The 15,502-nt window shown below is 44.2% G+C and carries 15 protein-coding genes and 1 pseudogene; 6 read left to right on the forward strand and 10 right to left on the reverse strand.

The genetic code is table 11. The annotated features are described in order from the left end of the window. Positions 1-38: 38 nt before the first annotated feature. Positions 39-2,540 (reverse strand): M14 metallopeptidase family protein, encoded by a 2,502-nt coding sequence (locus ABIB39_RS02145; RefSeq protein WP_354426959.1) that lies wholly within the window; start codon positions 2,538-2,540, stop codon positions 39-41. A 99-nt stretch (positions 2,541-2,639) separates the two neighbouring features. On the opposite strand from ABIB39_RS02145, the gene recQ reads away from it, so the two are divergent. Further along, positions 2,640-4,781, forward strand: a complete 2,142-nt coding sequence (recQ, locus tag ABIB39_RS02150) for a DNA helicase RecQ (protein WP_354426961.1) — start codon at positions 2,640-2,642, stop codon at positions 4,779-4,781. Positions 4,782-4,800: 19 nt separating this feature from the next. Next, on the forward strand, positions 4,801-6,162 hold the full coding sequence (locus ABIB39_RS02155; protein ID WP_354426962.1) for a UDP-N-acetylmuramoyl-tripeptide--D-alanyl-D-alanine ligase: 1,362 nt from the start codon (positions 4,801-4,803) through the stop codon (positions 6,160-6,162). A 194-nt stretch (positions 6,163-6,356) separates the two neighbouring features. On the opposite strand, the gene ABIB39_RS02160 is transcribed toward ABIB39_RS02155, so the two are convergent. From ABIB39_RS02160 to dusB, 4 genes are all read right to left on the reverse strand, one after another. Then, positions 6,357-6,995 (reverse strand): NAD(P)/FAD-dependent oxidoreductase, encoded by a 639-nt coding sequence (locus ABIB39_RS02160; RefSeq protein WP_354426963.1) that lies wholly within the window; start codon positions 6,993-6,995, stop codon positions 6,357-6,359. Positions 6,996-7,075: 80 nt separating this feature from the next. Further along, positions 7,076-7,498, reverse strand: coding sequence for an NAD(P)/FAD-dependent oxidoreductase (locus ABIB39_RS02165; protein WP_354426964.1), 423 nt, complete (start codon positions 7,496-7,498; stop codon positions 7,076-7,078). A 384-nt stretch (positions 7,499-7,882) separates the two neighbouring features. Beyond that, positions 7,883-8,269, reverse strand: a complete 387-nt coding sequence (apaG, locus tag ABIB39_RS02170; RefSeq protein ID WP_252758665.1) for a Co2+/Mg2+ efflux facilitator ApaG/CorD — start codon at positions 8,267-8,269, stop codon at positions 7,883-7,885. 47 nt (positions 8,270-8,316) lie between these two features. Then, positions 8,317-9,309 carry a tRNA dihydrouridine synthase DusB gene (gene dusB / locus ABIB39_RS02175; protein WP_354426965.1) on the reverse strand — a complete coding sequence of 331 codons (993 nt, stop codon included), beginning with the start codon at positions 9,307-9,309 and terminating at the stop codon, positions 8,317-8,319. A 40-nt stretch (positions 9,310-9,349) separates the two neighbouring features. Here dusB and ABIB39_RS02180 point away from each other — a divergent pair, with 40 nt between their 5' ends. The 4 genes and pseudogenes from ABIB39_RS02180 to ABIB39_RS02195 form a co-directional block, all read left to right on the forward strand. Next, positions 9,350-10,291, forward strand: coding sequence for a CPBP family intramembrane glutamic endopeptidase (locus tag ABIB39_RS02180; RefSeq protein ID WP_354426966.1), 942 nt, complete (start codon positions 9,350-9,352; stop codon positions 10,289-10,291). After that, the gene (locus ABIB39_RS02185; RefSeq protein ID WP_354426967.1) at positions 10,272-10,484 is read left to right on the forward strand and encodes a hypothetical protein; all 213 of its coding nucleotides are present in this window, start codon (positions 10,272-10,274) and stop codon (positions 10,482-10,484) included. The genes ABIB39_RS02180 and ABIB39_RS02185 overlap by 20 nt, the downstream gene beginning before the upstream one ends. Next, positions 10,481-11,320 (forward strand): phosphatidate cytidylyltransferase, encoded by an 840-nt coding sequence (locus ABIB39_RS02190; protein ID WP_354426968.1) that lies wholly within the window; start codon positions 10,481-10,483, stop codon positions 11,318-11,320. The genes ABIB39_RS02185 and ABIB39_RS02190 overlap by 4 nt, the downstream gene beginning before the upstream one ends. Positions 11,321-11,346: 26 nt before the next feature. Continuing rightward, positions 11,347-12,000, forward strand: a pseudogene (locus ABIB39_RS02195) (phosphatidylserine decarboxylase family protein); the annotation flags it as partial. Between the two features lie 462 nt (positions 12,001-12,462). On the opposite strand, the gene rplS reads toward ABIB39_RS02195, so the two are convergent. The 5 genes from rplS to ABIB39_RS02220 form a co-directional block, all read right to left on the reverse strand. Beyond that, entirely contained in the window at positions 12,463-12,810 is a 348-nt protein-coding gene (gene rplS / locus ABIB39_RS02200; RefSeq protein ID WP_129877254.1) for a 50S ribosomal protein L19, read from the reverse strand. A gap of 210 nt (positions 12,811-13,020) precedes the next feature. Next, positions 13,021-13,695, reverse strand: a complete 675-nt coding sequence (gene trmD, locus ABIB39_RS02205; RefSeq protein WP_354426969.1) for a tRNA (guanosine(37)-N1)-methyltransferase TrmD — start codon at positions 13,693-13,695, stop codon at positions 13,021-13,023. An 84-nt stretch (positions 13,696-13,779) separates the two neighbouring features. Continuing rightward, positions 13,780-14,160, reverse strand: a complete 381-nt coding sequence (locus ABIB39_RS02210) for a VOC family protein (protein WP_354426970.1) — start codon at positions 14,158-14,160, stop codon at positions 13,780-13,782. 78 nt (positions 14,161-14,238) lie between these two features. Further along, on the reverse strand, positions 14,239-14,769 hold the full coding sequence (gene rimM, locus ABIB39_RS02215) for a ribosome maturation factor RimM (protein ID WP_354426971.1): 531 nt from the start codon (positions 14,767-14,769) through the stop codon (positions 14,239-14,241). Between the two features lie 77 nt (positions 14,770-14,846). After that, entirely contained in the window at positions 14,847-15,395 is a 549-nt protein-coding gene (locus ABIB39_RS02220; RefSeq protein ID WP_354426972.1) for a 30S ribosomal protein S16, read from the reverse strand. Positions 15,396-15,502: the final 107 nt, after the last annotated feature.

Here is a 15,502-nt window from a genome sequence, read left to right on the forward strand (position 1 = left end):
ATAATCAGCAAACTGCTAACAGCCCACTGCAAACTGTCTTACTGCCCTACCATAAACACGGCGTTGCTAAACAGCAGTTTGCCATTCTCCCAAAAACTGCGGAACAACGGGTCGTCTACCAAATAAACTACCGAGCCGCGGCCTATGGATTGTACGCCAAGCAGCATACCGTTGTTTATTTTTTGTTTGGATTGCACACCGGCAAAGCCGGCCACATATCCATTCTTTTCTATAGTGCCAACATTCCAGTTGTCATCGCCAAGCAGATCATAAATATCATCGCTTAACTTTAACGAGTAATAATAATTAGGGAAACCAAAGCCAAGCGGATGGGTATTGTCCATATTCAGCTTAAATATAGCACCGGGGATGCTGGAGCGGATAGCATCGCGGTTACGGTCAGCATAAAGTTTAACGCTTGGCTTGGGTTTCGGATCGGCCTTATCATCTTTTTTACTTTCCTTCTTTTTAATATCGAAGCCTTTTTTATCAACCAACGATGCTACCGCATTTTCCAAGGCGATAAGTTTACCACCATCGCTAACCCACTTTTGCAGGTTGTCTGCTGTAAGATCGTTATACCTACCGTCGGGCATAATCAGCACATCATAATCTGCCAGTTTAATGCGATTAATATCCTGGTAACGGATCAGGTTGATGGGATAACCAATTTGCTGTTCAAAAAAGTGCCAAACCTCGCCCATCGCTTCCGAGTTGATGCCATCGCCGGTAACCAAAGCTACGTGGGGTTGTTTAATGAACTTTACATCGTACGATCCAATATCCGACCCCTTATCCACAAACCCGGAGGATAGCGGCGTGATCTCGTGGCCCATATCAGCTGCAAGCTGGGTAACTATGCGGTCGAAATCTATTTTCTCGTTCCCGGCACGGGTAACCAATAAGGAGCCTGCGGTAAACTTTTTACCCTTTGCCTCAAAAGGCAACTCCGAGTAACGTACCTTGATATTCTTCTTTAGCAAAGCCGATAAAAACCTGACATCGGCAACAGATTGCCACGCCGATACATAAGCATATGCCCTGGTATTAGTTAATGCAGCAGGTTTAACCACGCTCGAGTTCGTGTTGGCCGGTTTATAAGATTCTTTTACACCATATGCTTTTAACCCATAAGCATAAGGCAGTGCCCAGGCGGTAATATCATACGTTGCCGAATCGGGGATAAAGGTTTTTGGCTCCAGCAACACATGCAGTAATACCGATTTTGGCTGATAGGCATTTACCACCAGGTCATTCGGCTCTACATTATATTGCTCGGTAGCGCCTGTAAAGTAATTGTACCCGGTTACCGACTTGTTAGCCAGCCCGTAACCAAACTGGATGCCATTGCGGGTAAGCATTTTTGCCAGTTCGTTCACCTTTTCATTATTGTCGTTTTTAATAACGTAAGTTTTGTATTGGCCCGGTGGGTTTTCGCGGCTGTTATCATAAAACTTCTTAAACTCATCTACCACCTTTTGGGCATTTGCAGATACAACCTCTACGGTGCTTAAGCCTGTTGTGTGATGGTGCGAAACCCTTTGCGCCAAAGTAAGCGTATCACCGCTGCGGGTAACAACCGCAAGCCCCCCGCTAATGCCCCCCTGCTCGTAAGTCATCCCTATCGAGCCGTTATAAAGCGGGTAAGTATCGCCGTATGATGGGTAAAGCAGGTCAAACTCCTGTTTGGTAAAATACATCCAGCCATTTTGGTCGAAATATTTGGCGTTGTTTTTACCTATCACCACCTGGAAATCGCGCTGCCATTGGGTAATGTCCTTGTGGTATGGTTCGGCAGCTGGGGCAAAGTAGTATGGGTTATTGTAGCCCTGTTCGTGAAAATCTACATGCACTTCGGGCAGCCATTGGTTAAACAGGCCAACACGTGCCTGCGTTTCTTTTTGTGCCTGCCATGCCCAGTCGCGATTCAAATCAAAGTAATAATGGTTTACGCGGCCGCCCGGCCAGGGCTCCATGTGCTCGCGCGATAATGGGCTGGCATCAGGCGTTATACCACCTACCGAATTATAAAAGTTCACGTAACGGTCGCGCCCATCCGGGTTAAGGCATGGGTCAATAACTACCACGCTGTTTGTTAACCATTCCTTCGATTTTGCGTTCGATGGATCGGCAAGGTCAAACAAGGTCCACATCGCGGCCTCGCTCGATGCCGGTTCGTTGCCGTGTACATTATAACTTAGCCAGGTAATTACCGGCGAATTTGGCGTGATTGTGCCGCTCTCCACCCCTGCAATACGCAGGTTATTGTGGCGGATCTCTTCCAGTCTTTTGATGTTATCATCACTTGCGATGAACATCGCCAGCAATGGGCGGCCCTCGTTTGTGGTGCCAAATTGCTGTAATTGCACGTTCTTAGCCGTTTCGGCAACGTATTTAAAATACTCCACTACGCGGTAGTGCGGGGTAAACTTATCGCCAAGTTTATATCCTAAAAATTGCTCGGGCGATTGTAGCTGCTGCGCGAAAACAGGGATACCGCAGAGCGCGGCTATCAAAACAAAGAGTAGCTTTTTTATCATGTATAAAATGCTTGTGTCAGTAAAGGCTAATCTAAAGATATTTTTTTGAGGTTTCATCATCAGGCTATTAATTCAAATCTGCACTTTTGCATACACACCATGACGCCCATACAAGCCCTTCAAAAATATTTCGGATACTCAGAGTTCAGGCTTTCGCAGGAAGCCATCATAGCCAATGTCTTAAATAATAAAGACACTCTTGCCCTAATGCCAACAGGCGGTGGCAAGTCCCTTTGTTACCAGTTACCTGCCGTATTGCTTGGTGGTTTAACCATCGTAATATCGCCACTGATAGCCCTGATGAAAGACCAGGTAGACAGCCTGAACCTTACCGGCATCCCCGCGGCATTCCTAAACTCCAGCCAGAGTGCCGAGGAGCAAAAGGACATTGCCATACAGCTGCGCGATAACAAATTGAAATTGCTGTACCTGGCACCCGAACGTTTATTTGGTGCCGATAACCGCATGATGGCATTTTTGCATACCCTAAACGTGGTGCAGATAGCTATTGATGAGGCGCACTGTATCTCGCAATGGGGCCACGATTTTCGCCCCGAGTACCTGATGCTGGCAGGGTTAAAAACGGAGTTTCCCGGTGTGCCGGTGATTGCCCTTACTGCTACCGCCGATAAGCTTACTCAAAAAGATATTTTAGAAAAGCTAAACCTGCACCAGCCCGCGGTTTTTATCTCCTCATTTAACCGCGAGAATATTACGTACCGGGTCATCCCCAAAAAGAATAGTTTTAACCAACTTTTGAGCTTTTTAGAGTCGCATAAAGATGATTCGGGGATCATCTATTGTCTTTCAAGGAAGTCGACAGAAGCCCTGGCGGATGACTTAAAAGAAGAGGGCTTCGCTGCGGCAGCCTACCACGCCGGGCTAACTAACGAGGTAAAGGCACGCAATCAGGAAGCTTTTCTGAAAGATGAAATCAAGATCATCGTGGCAACTATCGCCTTTGGTATGGGTATCAACAAAAGCAATGTGCGCTACGTGGTGCATATGGACCTGCCCAAAAACATAGAAGGCTATTACCAGGAAACCGGCCGTGCAGGCAGGGATGGTTTGGCTTCTAATGCGCTGCTACTTTACTCGCCCGGCGATGCCATTAAATTGCGTGGTTTTGCTACCGTACAGAACAACAAGGAACAAAGCGCCATTATGCTAAAAAAGCTGGATGACATGGTAAATTACTGCCAGCTGCACGCCTGCCGCCGCCAGTATTTGATGCATTATTTTGACGAAGCATTCCCGGATAATTGCGGCTCCTGCGATTTTTGCCTGAGCGAGTTTACCAAATTTAATGGTACGCTTATCGCCCAAAAAGCGCTCTCTGCTGTGGTGAGATTAAAAGAGCGTTTCGGTACAACATACCTGATCGATTTCCTTCGTGGTTCAAGAAGTGAAAAGATCTGGGCCGACCATAAAGCACTTAAAACATACGGTATTGGGGCTGATATCAGCAAGGCCGACTGGCAGCGCTACCTACGCGAGTTGATTTCGCAAGGCTTTTTGCAAAGCGTTGACGAAGGTTTCCCAACTATCCGCCTCACCCCAAAAAGCGAAGCCGTTTTAAAGGGCGATCTAAAGGTTGAACTGATAGCAAGCCAGGTTACAGATGAGCAGGAACAGGAAGTGCTGAATTATGAGGCTGAATTACTGGCCGATCTGCGCAAAAAGCGACAGGAAATTGCCCTTGGCGAAAACTTGCCGGCATACATTATCCTGTCGGATGCTACCTTGCTGGAAGTAGCGACCTACCTGCCACAAAAAATGGACGAGTTAAGGCTCATCTCCGGTTTTGGTGATGTAAAACTGGCTAAATACGGCCGCGAGTTTTTGGCGATCGTGAATACGTACAGCGAGGCCAAGGGATTACCATCCCGCATCAAACAGAAATCGGTTAAGCGTGAGCGGAAACCAAAAATTAAAAAGGGTAAGGTATCAGATACCTTTCAGTTTACTTATAACCTGTATAAAGAGGGTAAAAGCGTTACCGAGATCTCGCACGAGCGCGGTTTATCGCCAACCACAATTGAAGGCCACCTGAGCCGTTTTATACAAACCGGCGAACTTGACGTATTCGAATTTGTTAACGAAAATAAGATCCCGGCTATAAAGGAGGCGGTTGAAAGTTATGGCAGCGCCATGCTGTCGCCCATTAAAGAAGCGTTAGGCGATGCTTACACCTACGGAGAAATTAAAGCCGTTATTGCCTTGATGAACAGAGAAGCGTAATTTAGTTTACAATTTGACCATGAAAACAACCACCGAACAACTATACAAGTTATTTATTCAACACCCGGTTATCAGTACAGATACTCGTAAAATCGCGCCCGGCAGTTTATTCTTCGCGTTAAAAGGCGATAAGTTTGATGCCAATACGTTTGCGCCCCAGGCCATTGAAGCGGGTGCAGCCTATGCAGTTATAGATAACCCCGAATATGCAACCGGCGAAAAGTTTTTATTGGTTGATGATGTGCTTACCGCTTTACAGGACCTGGCAAGGCACCACCGCAGGCAGTTAAACATCTCGGTTATTGGCCTTACCGGTACTAATGGCAAAACCACCACAAAGGAATTGATTAACGCCGTGCTATCGCAAAAGTTTAAAACGCTGGCAACACAGGGCAATCTAAATAACCACATCGGTGTGCCATTAACCATTCTTGCTATCGATACATCGCACCAAATGGCGGTGATAGAAATGGGTGCCAATCATCAAAAAGAGATAGCCCTGTTATGCACCATCGCGCAGCCAACCCACGGGCTAATCACCAACGTAGGTAAAGCCCACTTAGAGGGTTTCGGCGGGGTCGAGGGGGTTAAAATAGGAAAAGGGGAACTGTATGATTATTTAGCTAAGTCGGAAAGTCCGGAAGACGGGAAGTCCGAAACACAGAAGATAGCTTTTGTAAATAGCGATGACAAGGCGCTTACAGACATGCAGGAAGCACGTGCCTTAAAAAACGTGGTTCACTACGGCAAAACCATGAATAGTAATAACCTGGTGAGCGGCAAATTGCTGGACAGCTCCCCTTTTTTAACGCTGAAGTGGCACGATAAAACAAGTTCGTCTTACAACGTGCAATCGCAGCTTACCGGGGCCTATAACCTGGATAATATTTTAGCCGCCATTTGTATCGGGCGTTTTTTTGGGCTTTCGTCCGACGAGATCGACCAGGGCATCGAGGGTTATCAACCCAAAAACAACCGTTCGCAGATCACCAAAACGGCTACCAATACCCTCATTTGCGATTTTTACAACGCCAACCCAAGCAGCATGTTCGTGGCTATCGAAAATATGGATAAGGTCCAGGCTGATCATAAAGTGATGATCCTGGGCGATATGTTCGAGATGGGCTTAGAATCGGCAGTTGAACATACCTCGGTTATCCAAAAAGCCATGGCCGCCCAGGTGGATGAGCGCATTTTTATCGGTAAAGATTTCTCCAGCCAGCAAACCGAGGTAGATAATACCAATCTCATCAATACTACCTTTTACATGACTGCCGAAGATGCGATGATAGGCCTTAAACAAAGCCCGATAACCAATGCAACGGTGCTGATAAAAGGCTCGCGCGGCATGGCTTTGGAAAGGTTGGTGGAGTTGTTGTAGACGTGTTCACAATTTCAAATTGTAAATCATTGAATTTCAACGGATTAGTAACACATCATAAAAACACAAAATACAAACTGTTAATATTCAATCAATTATAAAAAAATTGTGTTTGTTCACCACCGTGAACGTGAACACATAAAACACTGCAATACAAACTGTTGTCTTTTTTATAATTTTGAACGGCAAAATAATTAGGCTTTGAGCGCCAACTCTGCAACTTCCTCCCCTACCAAACTACCCATTGCCACACCCATACCGTTGCAGCGCACGGCGCAAAATATGTTGGGTCCTACTTGCTTCACTATTGGGCTTATCTCTTCGCCAAAACCCATAATACCGCTCCACCAATAATCAATTTCGACATTTTGGCCGGGGAGGATAACCTGGTTCAGGTATTGGGTAAGTTTTTGCTTTACAGCATCAGTATGGCCAAATTCGCTGGTTTCTTCGGCGGCAAAATCAAGGTTGCGCCCGCCGCCAAAAAGCACGCGCCCATCTATATTGCGGAAGTAGTAATACCCCTCCTGAAAATGATAAGTGCCCATTAGTTTCAACCCCTTGATAGGTTTGGTAACCAATACCTGCCCACGGCCGGGGGTAACCTTTAAGTCGGGGTAAAGTTGTTTAGCGAATGCATTGGTTGCCATAATAACCTTTTTCGCCTTAAAATTGCCCTGCGGGGATGTTAGAAGGATATGGTCGCCTTGATTATGGATGGCCGAAATCTCGCAACCGTTTAATACCATAACATCCTTTTGATAGCACTTATTAAGCAGTGCGCGCATCATCTTGCCGGTATCGATCTGCCCTTCAAAAGGGTTATAGATCATTCTCGATACACCCTCAAAACCGAAACCGGCAATTTCAACATCGGCAACCGTGTAAATATCTTTCCCGTCAATAGCAGCTTTTAATAATTATTCAAGCGGGTTAGGTTATCTATAGCCTCATCAGACTGCGTTTCTTCACCACTCATAAATAACTCGTAACCACCGTGCTGGTGGTAGTCAATATTAACATCACCCAGATTTTGGCGCAGGCGTTGCAGTCCGCGCCATTTGTAGTTAGCCAGGCGGGCAACTTCCTCCTCAGGGGTATGCTTAAGCAATTTCAACTGCTCCGAAACCGTGCCGAAACAGGCAAAACCCGCGTTTTTTGTACTTGCGCCGCTTGGTAAAAATCCCCGCTCTAAAACCAGCACTTTTAAATTGGGTTCGAGGGTTTTTAAATGCAGGGCGGCACTCAAGCCAACAATGCCACTGCCGATAATGATCACATCGGCATTATCAATAAACGCGGTACGTTCCCAGTAGGAAAAATTATGGTTATCCATTAATCAAATGTAGTCTATCGTCCTCAGTCCAATGCGCACCTTAAAATAAATAAACTTTAATTGTAGCATTAGTTAATAGGGTTGCGTAATGCAATTGATCGTTCTATTGATTTTGCATTACACCGTATTGCATATGCCTCCGCAAGATAGCCGGCCAGCTTCTTAAAAGGCAGAATAATCTAAATAGTTTGATTGTTGTTTAGAAAGGCTGCCTTAGGGCAGCCTTTTGTATTTATGGGAGTAACTACCTGACTATCTTAATAGTTATTACAGGGGCTGGTACAACGGCCAACGTTATCTGGCATAGGCATATTTGATTTTAGCCACAAAAAAGCCCCAACATTTCTGTCGGGGCTCAATATTTGGTTCTTATAGCCTAATCTCTTAATTCAACCTGTAAGGTGCAATTAAATAAAACTCGGGAATCTGCACGTTAAATACAGAGTTATCTAACAGGCGCTCCATCTGGTACTCGCCTTTCATGCTGCCCATATCTGTTTTTAGGTTGCAGCCGCTTACATATTCATGAGAGCTGCCCGGCTCAATTATAGGTTGCTGCCCAACTACACCTTCGCCCTCAACTTCGCGCTTGGCACCGTTAGAGTCAAAAATGTACCAGTGGCGGCTTACCAAACGTACGGCATAATTGCCCATATTCTCTATACTCACCCTGTAGGCAAACATAAAGTGATCATTCATAGGGTTTGAATATTCGGGCTGATAAATCGTTTCAACTGAAACCTTTACACCTTCAGTTATGATAGTGGTCATGTGTTTTATTGTCTCTTTAATTCAAATATATAGCATGCAAACAAATATTACGCCATTTCAAAAGCATATTTTTTGTCTACCTGGTCCAGTATATCCATAATTTCTTCTACGGTTGCGGCCGTAACAAGTTTCATTCGGTACTCTTTAAAATCGGGTACACCTTTAAAATAGTTGCTGTAATGGCGGCGCATCTCAAAAATACCTGTGCGTGGCCCCTTCCATTCCATCGATTTTTCGAGGTGGGTTTTGCAAACTTCAATACGCTCGGCAATGGTTGGTTTTTCCAAATGCTCTCCGGTTTTAAAATAATGTTTTATCTCGCGGAAGATCCACGGGTAACCAATTGCAGCACGACCGATCATCATCCCATCTACCTCAAATTGCGTGCGCCATTCGGCAGCTTTTTCGGGCGAATCGATATCTCCATTCCCAAATATCGGGATCTTGATGCGCGGGTTTTTTTTAATATCGTGTATCAGCGTCCAATCGGCAACGCCTTTGTACATCTGCGAACGGGTACGGCCATGTATGGTAAGCGCCTTTATTCCTACATCCTGTAAGCGTTCGGCAACTTCGTAAACATTTCTGGTGTTATCGTCCCACCCTAAACGTGTTTTAACGGTAACGGGTAAGTGTGTAGCATTTACAACCGCTTTGGTCATCGCTACCATCTTATCAATATCCTGCAAAAGGCTTGCGCCCGCGCCGCGGCATGCTACCTGCTTTACAGGGCAGCCATAATTAATATCCATCAGATCGGGGCCTGCAAGGGAAGCTATTTCAGTAGCCTCGCGCATGTGGTCTATATCACTGCCAAAAATCTGTATGCCTATGGGGCGCTCGTATTCAAAAATGTCGAGTTTTTGGCGGCTTTTAGCGGCATCGCGAATCAATCCTTCAGACGAAATAAACTCGGTGTACATCATATCCGCACCGTTTTGCTTACATACATAACGGAACGGCGGATCGCTCACGTCCTCCATCGGTGCCAGTAACAGCGGGAACTCCCCTAAATCAATATTTCCTATTTGTACAGACATGCTTATATTTAACCCTGCAAATTTAAGAAATTTAAGCTATATGATGAAAAGCCCTGTAAATCAAATATCCCCGGCAAAACAACTGTTACTTTTTATAGCTGTTTTTGCCGGGATATTTTTAGCCGGTAACCTTTTGGGCTTTGGAATGATAGCCGCATTATACGGCGTAAACCTACTGTTAGATATAGCACGGTTAAACTTTAGCCACCCGCAAAGTATAAATGCTTTGTATATTTTACAGGTGGTTACTACCACTATACCCATTTTTTTGGCGCCCTTAGTTTTTGCGAAATGGGTTGTGAGGTCTCCCGACAATTATCTTAAGCCTACTTTCCGTTTCCCGTGGCTGCTGTTTGTTGTTGCTTTTTTTGTGATGTTGGTATCTATGCCACTTATAGAGGTTTTGAGCAACGTAAACCAACAAATGGTTTTGCCTAAATGGCTCCACGGGTTAGAACAATGGATGAAGGATAGCGAAGAGAGTGCCCGCAGAGTTACCGAAGCTATCTTAAAAATGGATTCGGTTTGGGACTGTGTGAAAAATGTAATCCTGATAGGCTTTTTAACGGCAGTTGCCGAAGAATTCATGTTTCGCGGGGTGTTGCAAACCATATTTGAAAAGTGGGCTAAAAACACGCACATTGCTATTTGGGTAACCGCGATACTTTTCAGCGCTTTCCACATGGAATTTTACGGCTTTTTGCCCCGTACCTTGTTAGGGGCGCTGTTTGGTTATTTTGTAGCGTATAGCGGCAGCATCTGGCCGGCGGTATGGGGGCATTTCTTAAACAATTCAACCGCGGTAATTGGCACCTACCTTTATCAAAAAAAGCAAATTAAGGTAAACCTTGATGATGCGCACTTATTTAGTTACACAGGCTATCTATTTAGCACGTTAATTATTATAATTTTGCTGATAGTTTACAAAAAAGTAGCACAGGTCAAGCGAAAGCCCCTATTAAATGGAGAAGAACTGGGTTAAAATTTTTACTTCGTCGAACTTTTATCAGTCAGAAATTGTGAAACAGGTGCTTACCGGGTACCAGATAGATGCCGTATTGCTTAATAAACAGGCATCGTCTCACCAGGCATTTGGCGATATAGAAGTTTACGTTCACCAGGAAAACTTTAGCAGTGCTATCGAAATAATGATATTGAACCAGATAAGTTTATGAAAACACGCGCCATAACAGGCTTCTTTTTTATTATAGTGATGATAGGCTCCTTTTTATTGGGCCACAATGTATTTGGTGCTTTTTATTTACTGTTGAGCGGTTTTTGCCTTTACGAGTTTTACTCCCTTATTAAAAAGGATACCGCCAACCCCAACATCCCTATGGGGATACTTAACGGTGCGTTAATTTACGCCGCTTTCGCATTTATTACTTACGCCGGCTCGCTGGCATTAGCTGGGGCAAATAGCTTGCATATAGGTTATATATTGCTGTTTCTATTGCCCATTAGCGTTAGCATCGTGTTTATTTACGAGCTTTTTAAAATATCTGTTTCGCCATTTGCTAATATTGGCTACACCTTGTTGGGTATGGTGTTTGTAATTATGCCCTTTACATTTTTCCATGCTTTGTCATACGTAAGTGGCCCGTACAATTTTCATATCCCGCTGGCATTTTTACTGATGCTGTGGGCAAACGATACCGGCGCCTATCTTGTAGGTATGAGCATAGGCCGCACCAAATTATTTGAGCGCCATTCCCCTAAAAAAACCTGGGAAGGTTTTATTGGCGGCGTGGTCATCAGCGCGGGTGTGGGTTATATTATCAGCATCTATTACCCCGAACTAAGCTGGAAAAACTGGGTATCGGTAGGTATATTGATCTCTTGCTTTGGCACCCTGGGCGACCTTGTAGAATCGATGTTTAAACGCAGCATCAATATAAAGGATTCCGGTACCATTCTTCCGGGCCATGGAGGTTTGCTTGACCGGTTCGACGGATTACTGCTGGCTGCCCCGGTTGTTTATACATACTTGTACTTTGTTCTAAATGTTTAATTTTGTAGAAACTTATCAACCTATATATGACTTTTCATAAAGAAGGATATACATCACTTGCCTTAACTATACTGGTTATAGCATTACTTAATGCTGCTATATCATTTTATTTCCCTAATGCCCATGTGGTAAAATGGATAGTTTACATCTTGTCGTTTTTATTGTTTGTTACTATCGTTCAGTTTTTCCGCAACCCTAAGTTTGCTATTACTACCAGCGAAAATCAGATTTTGTGCCCTGCCGATGGTAAAGTGGTTGTAATTGAAGAAGCAGATGAAACCGAATTTTTGAAGGATAGAAGAATCCAGCTATCGGTATTTATGTCGCCGGTAAACGTGCACGTAAACCGTAACCCTATTAGTGGCGTTGTAAAATATTTTAAATACCACCCCGGTAAATACCTGGTGGCATGGCACCCAAAATCATCAACCGAAAACGAACGCACAACTGTTGTAACCGAGAATAGCCAGGGCGTGCAGGTATTGTTCCGCCAAATAGCAGGGGCGCTTGCCCGCCGCATTGTATGGTACGTTAAAGAGGGTGATGCAGTTGAACAAGGCCAGCAATTCGGCTTTATCAAATTTGGCTCGAGGGTGGATCTGTTCCTGCCTTTAGGCACAAAAATAAATGTAGAACTTAACCAGGTTGTTAAAGGCGGCCGTACCATTTTAGCTGAACTAACGGGTGCTGCACCAGCTACCGAAGTAACATCAGACGTTGTGGAAAATACCCATATCCGAGATGTAGAAACACCATTATCTGATGCACACGGCGAAGAAACATTAGTAATTGAGCACGACCTCGAAAAAGAGCGGCCTGCTAAACCACCGATAGCTAAAGCAGCCGCACCTGCCGCAGGTAAAAAGCCGGTAGCTAAAGCAACGGCAAAACCAAAAGCAACGGTCAAGAAAGACGATAAGAAATAATTTATTCATGTATACAGAAAGCCCCGGTGTAAATGCATCGGGGCTTTTTGCTCCCAGCCTATCGCTCGCAATTGACATCTGTTTTATTGCCTTAACACGTAATGACTCCACAAGTTTACCTTGCTGCTAAATCTACATCAACGCAAAAAAACCCGCCCGTATAACGGGCAGGTTTGGTATGCTTTATATTGTATCCGCCTTACGGCGAAAAGATAATTAAACCCTTTTTGATTTGATACGAGCCGCTTTACCGGTAAGGGCACGCAGGTAGAACAATTTAGCGCGACGTACTTTACCAACGCTGTTAACTTCGATCTTATCGATGTTTGGAGAGTTGATAGGAAAGATACGCTCAACACCTATACCGTTAGATACTTTACGTACTGTAAAGGTTTCGCTGTTACCAACGCTGTTGCGTTGTAAACAAACACCCTGGTAAAGTTGGATACGTTCTTTGTTACCTTCTCTGATCTTATAATGCACGCTAACAGTGTCACCGGCCTTAAACGACGGGAAGGTATTCTTAACTACTGATTGCTCTTCTACAAATTTTACTAAATCCATGATTTTTAGCTCTTAAAGCGACTTTTAACCCGTAAAAATCGGAGTGCAATTATAAGGATATTTTTTGGATTTTAAAACCCTATTTTAAAAATATCCACAAAATGTATTTTGTCCACAAGTGGTGGCGGTTTCTAATGGGTTTATAGGATTATCTAATTGTTTATTAAATAGTTAACAATCCAACAATTAACAGTAAATCCATTCCTCGATTTATTCCAACAGATCGGGCCGGCGTTGTTTGGTACGCTCCAGGGCTTGCTCGAAACGCCACTTTTCAACCTCGGGGGTATTGCCGCTCAATAAAATGGCCGGTACTTTATGCCCGTTCCAGTCGGCGGGGCGGGTGTAAACTGGCGCATCCAGCATATCATCCTGGAAAGAATCAGACAGGGCCGAGGTCTCATCATTTAGCACCCCCGGTATCAGCCTAACCACGGCATCAACCAGCACCGCTGCGGGCAGTTCGCCACCAGATAGCACATAGTCGCCTATCGAGATCTCGCGCGTAACGTAGAGGTCCCTGATGCGCTGGTCGATCCCTTTATAATGCCCACAAAGTATTATTACGTTTTGTTTAATAGATAGCTGGTTGGCTATGCCCTGGTTTAGCGTTTCACCATCGGGGCTCATGAAAATGATCTCGTCGTACTCGCGTTCGCTTTTTAGCTTTTCTATACAATCTGCAAAGGGTTGGATGGTCATCACCATGCCGCTACCGCCACCGTAGGGGTAATCGTCAACGCTTTTCTGTTTGGCGGTAGAGTAATTGCGCAGGTTATGCACCACAATTTCGGCCACGCCCTTTTTTTGGGCGCGCTGCAAAATAGAATGAGCAAACGGGCTTTCCAGCAAGGCGGGCAAAACAGAGATAATATCGAAACGCATGGGGCAAAGATACTTTTATTAGAGGCAAGAGTAAGTATCAAGAGCCAAGACTTTTTCGTATTGATTCAAAGTCCTGATTCTCTCTTAAATCTTCTTCTGTATTTGCCAGCAATGCCCAAAAGGATCTATAATATCGCCCTGGCGGTAGCCGTAATCAAAATCTTGCACTGGCGACGTAATCCTCGCTCCCGCAGCGACAGCCTGCGCGACTACCGCGTCAACATCGTCAACAAATATATTTACCGATACGGTACTTGCCCCAGCCCTATCAGGGCTCATTAACTTTGTTTCCCATTGCTCATGCAGGTGAAAAATTGACCCATCAATAGCTAACTCTACTACGTGGATTGTACCATCATCATTACTAAACCGGCGCAACTCGACCGCGCCGAAGGCTTTAGTATAAAAGTTTACATCATTTAACCCGTTGGGGATGATAAGCATGGGTGCGAATATTGTTGCCATACGCTAATTTAAGCTTAAAAAATAAAAAGCCCCCATATCAGGAAGCTTTTATTCATTCATATTTATTGCATGTGTTACTTACTCACTCAAATAAACATCCAGCAAACCTTCCGGCAGATCGATGTAAACTTCGCCGCTTTCAATATCTATCCCTTTAATGATATCCACATTAAGCGGGAACAGCACTTCCTTATTTTTATAGTTTACTGATGCGATAAGTTGTTGCGGATATTCTACTACATCCAAAATCTCGCCCAGTTCGCCGTGGGTTTCATCAACCGCAATAAAGCCTTTCACATCTTTAAGGGTAAACTCTTCCTTCTTCTTTTTTGGCTTTACTTTGTTGGGCAGGTAAATGTCTTTTTTAACCAGCATCGCGGCCTTTTCAATAGTATCCACATCTTCCAGGTTAAGGTACGCCTGACTTTTTTGCAAAAACTTAATAGAGCTTACAAAGTAGGGAACCAGTTTACCGGCAATATCAATAAACAACGATTTTATTTTGATATCCTCTGCATCTTCAAAATCAATATAAACCTGCATTTCGCCTTTAAGGCCTTTGGTTTTTAAGATACTGCCAAGCCTAAAATATTCTGCTGTGTTTGTCATATAAATACTTTTAAATAACAATGGCGAAGAACCGTTGGGTTGCTTCGCCATTTGCTTATGAACCTGCGTTCAAATAATTACTCAGCGCTTTCTGCTTTAGTTTCGGTATCAGCAGCATCTTCGGCTGGTGCCTCAGTTGCTTCTTCTTCAACTACCTCTTCTGCTACAGGAGCATTCTTAGCAGCGATAGCTGCAGCTTTATCTTCTTTCTTTTTCGCCTCAGCAATTAAAGCCAATTTACGGGCTTCGTCTTTTGCAGCGTTAAGGTTTGATTTTTTGCCCGTTATTTTACCATCTTTCTGATCTAACCACTCAGCAAATTTAGTTTCTGCCTGTTCTTCGGTTAAAGCGCCTTTTTTAACACCACCTTGTAAGTGTTTTTTGTATAATACGCCTTTGTAAGACAGTATTGCACGGCAAGTGTCTGTTGGTTGTGCACCATTGTTTACCCACTCAAGCGTTTTCTCGAAGTTGATATCAATTGTAGCCGGGTTTGTGTTAGGGTTGTATGAACCTACACGCTCAATAAAACGACCGTCTCTTGGAGCACGGGCATCTGCTACTACGATGTAATAAAAGGGTTTGCCTTTTTTACCGTGTCTTTGCAGTCTAATTTTAGTTGCCATTCTTTTGTTTTTATGTATTCAACATTGTCCCCGGAGTTCTTTCTGCGGGGATGCAAAGGTAAAAATTATTATTTATATATAAAAGGCTTGTAATAAATAGTTTAATA

The sequence above is a fragment of the Mucilaginibacter sp. UYP27 genome, assembly GCF_040547175.1.
Taxonomy (GTDB): Bacteria; Bacteroidota; Bacteroidia; order Sphingobacteriales; family Sphingobacteriaceae; genus Mucilaginibacter.

Excerpts from the sequence above, each read along its gene's own strand:
- rplS (WP_129877254.1), bottom strand. The coding sequence starts at position 12,810 with ATGGATTTAGTAAAATTTGTAGAAGAGCAATCAGTAGTTAAGAATACC.
- apaG (WP_252758665.1), bottom strand. The coding sequence starts at position 8,269 with ATGACCACTATCATAACTGAAGGTGTAAAGGTTTCAGTTGAAACGATT.
- ABIB39_RS02220 (WP_354426972.1), bottom strand. The coding sequence starts at position 15,395 with ATGGCAACTAAAATTAGACTGCAAAGACACGGTAAAAAAGGCAAACCC.
- dusB (WP_354426965.1), bottom strand. The coding sequence starts at position 9,309 with ATGTCTGTACAAATAGGAAATATTGATTTAGGGGAGTTCCCGCTGTTA.
- ABIB39_RS02185 (WP_354426967.1), top strand. The coding sequence starts at position 10,272 with ATGGAGAAGAACTGGGTTAAAATTTTTACTTCGTCGAACTTTTATCAG.
- ABIB39_RS02180 (WP_354426966.1), top strand. The coding sequence starts at position 9,350 with ATGATGAAAAGCCCTGTAAATCAAATATCCCCGGCAAAACAACTGTTA.
- recQ (WP_354426961.1), top strand. The coding sequence starts at position 2,640 with ATGACGCCCATACAAGCCCTTCAAAAATATTTCGGATACTCAGAGTTC.
- ABIB39_RS02160 (WP_354426963.1), bottom strand. The coding sequence starts at position 6,995 with ATGATCTATAACCCTTTTGAAGGGCAGATCGATACCGGCAAGATGATG.
- ABIB39_RS02145 (WP_354426959.1), bottom strand. The coding sequence starts at position 2,540 with ATGATAAAAAAGCTACTCTTTGTTTTGATAGCCGCGCTCTGCGGTATC.
- ABIB39_RS02210 (WP_354426970.1), bottom strand. The coding sequence starts at position 14,160 with ATGGCAACAATATTCGCACCCATGCTTATCATCCCCAACGGGTTAAAT.
- trmD (WP_354426969.1), bottom strand. The coding sequence starts at position 13,695 with ATGCGTTTCGATATTATCTCTGTTTTGCCCGCCTTGCTGGAAAGCCCG.
- ABIB39_RS02155 (WP_354426962.1), top strand. The coding sequence starts at position 4,801 with ATGAAAACAACCACCGAACAACTATACAAGTTATTTATTCAACACCCG.
- ABIB39_RS02190 (WP_354426968.1), top strand. The coding sequence starts at position 10,481 with ATGAAAACACGCGCCATAACAGGCTTCTTTTTTATTATAGTGATGATA.
- rimM (WP_354426971.1), bottom strand. The coding sequence starts at position 14,769 with ATGACAAACACAGCAGAATATTTTAGGCTTGGCAGTATCTTAAAAACC.
- ABIB39_RS02165 (WP_354426964.1), bottom strand. The coding sequence starts at position 7,498 with ATGGATAACCATAATTTTTCCTACTGGGAACGTACCGCGTTTATTGAT.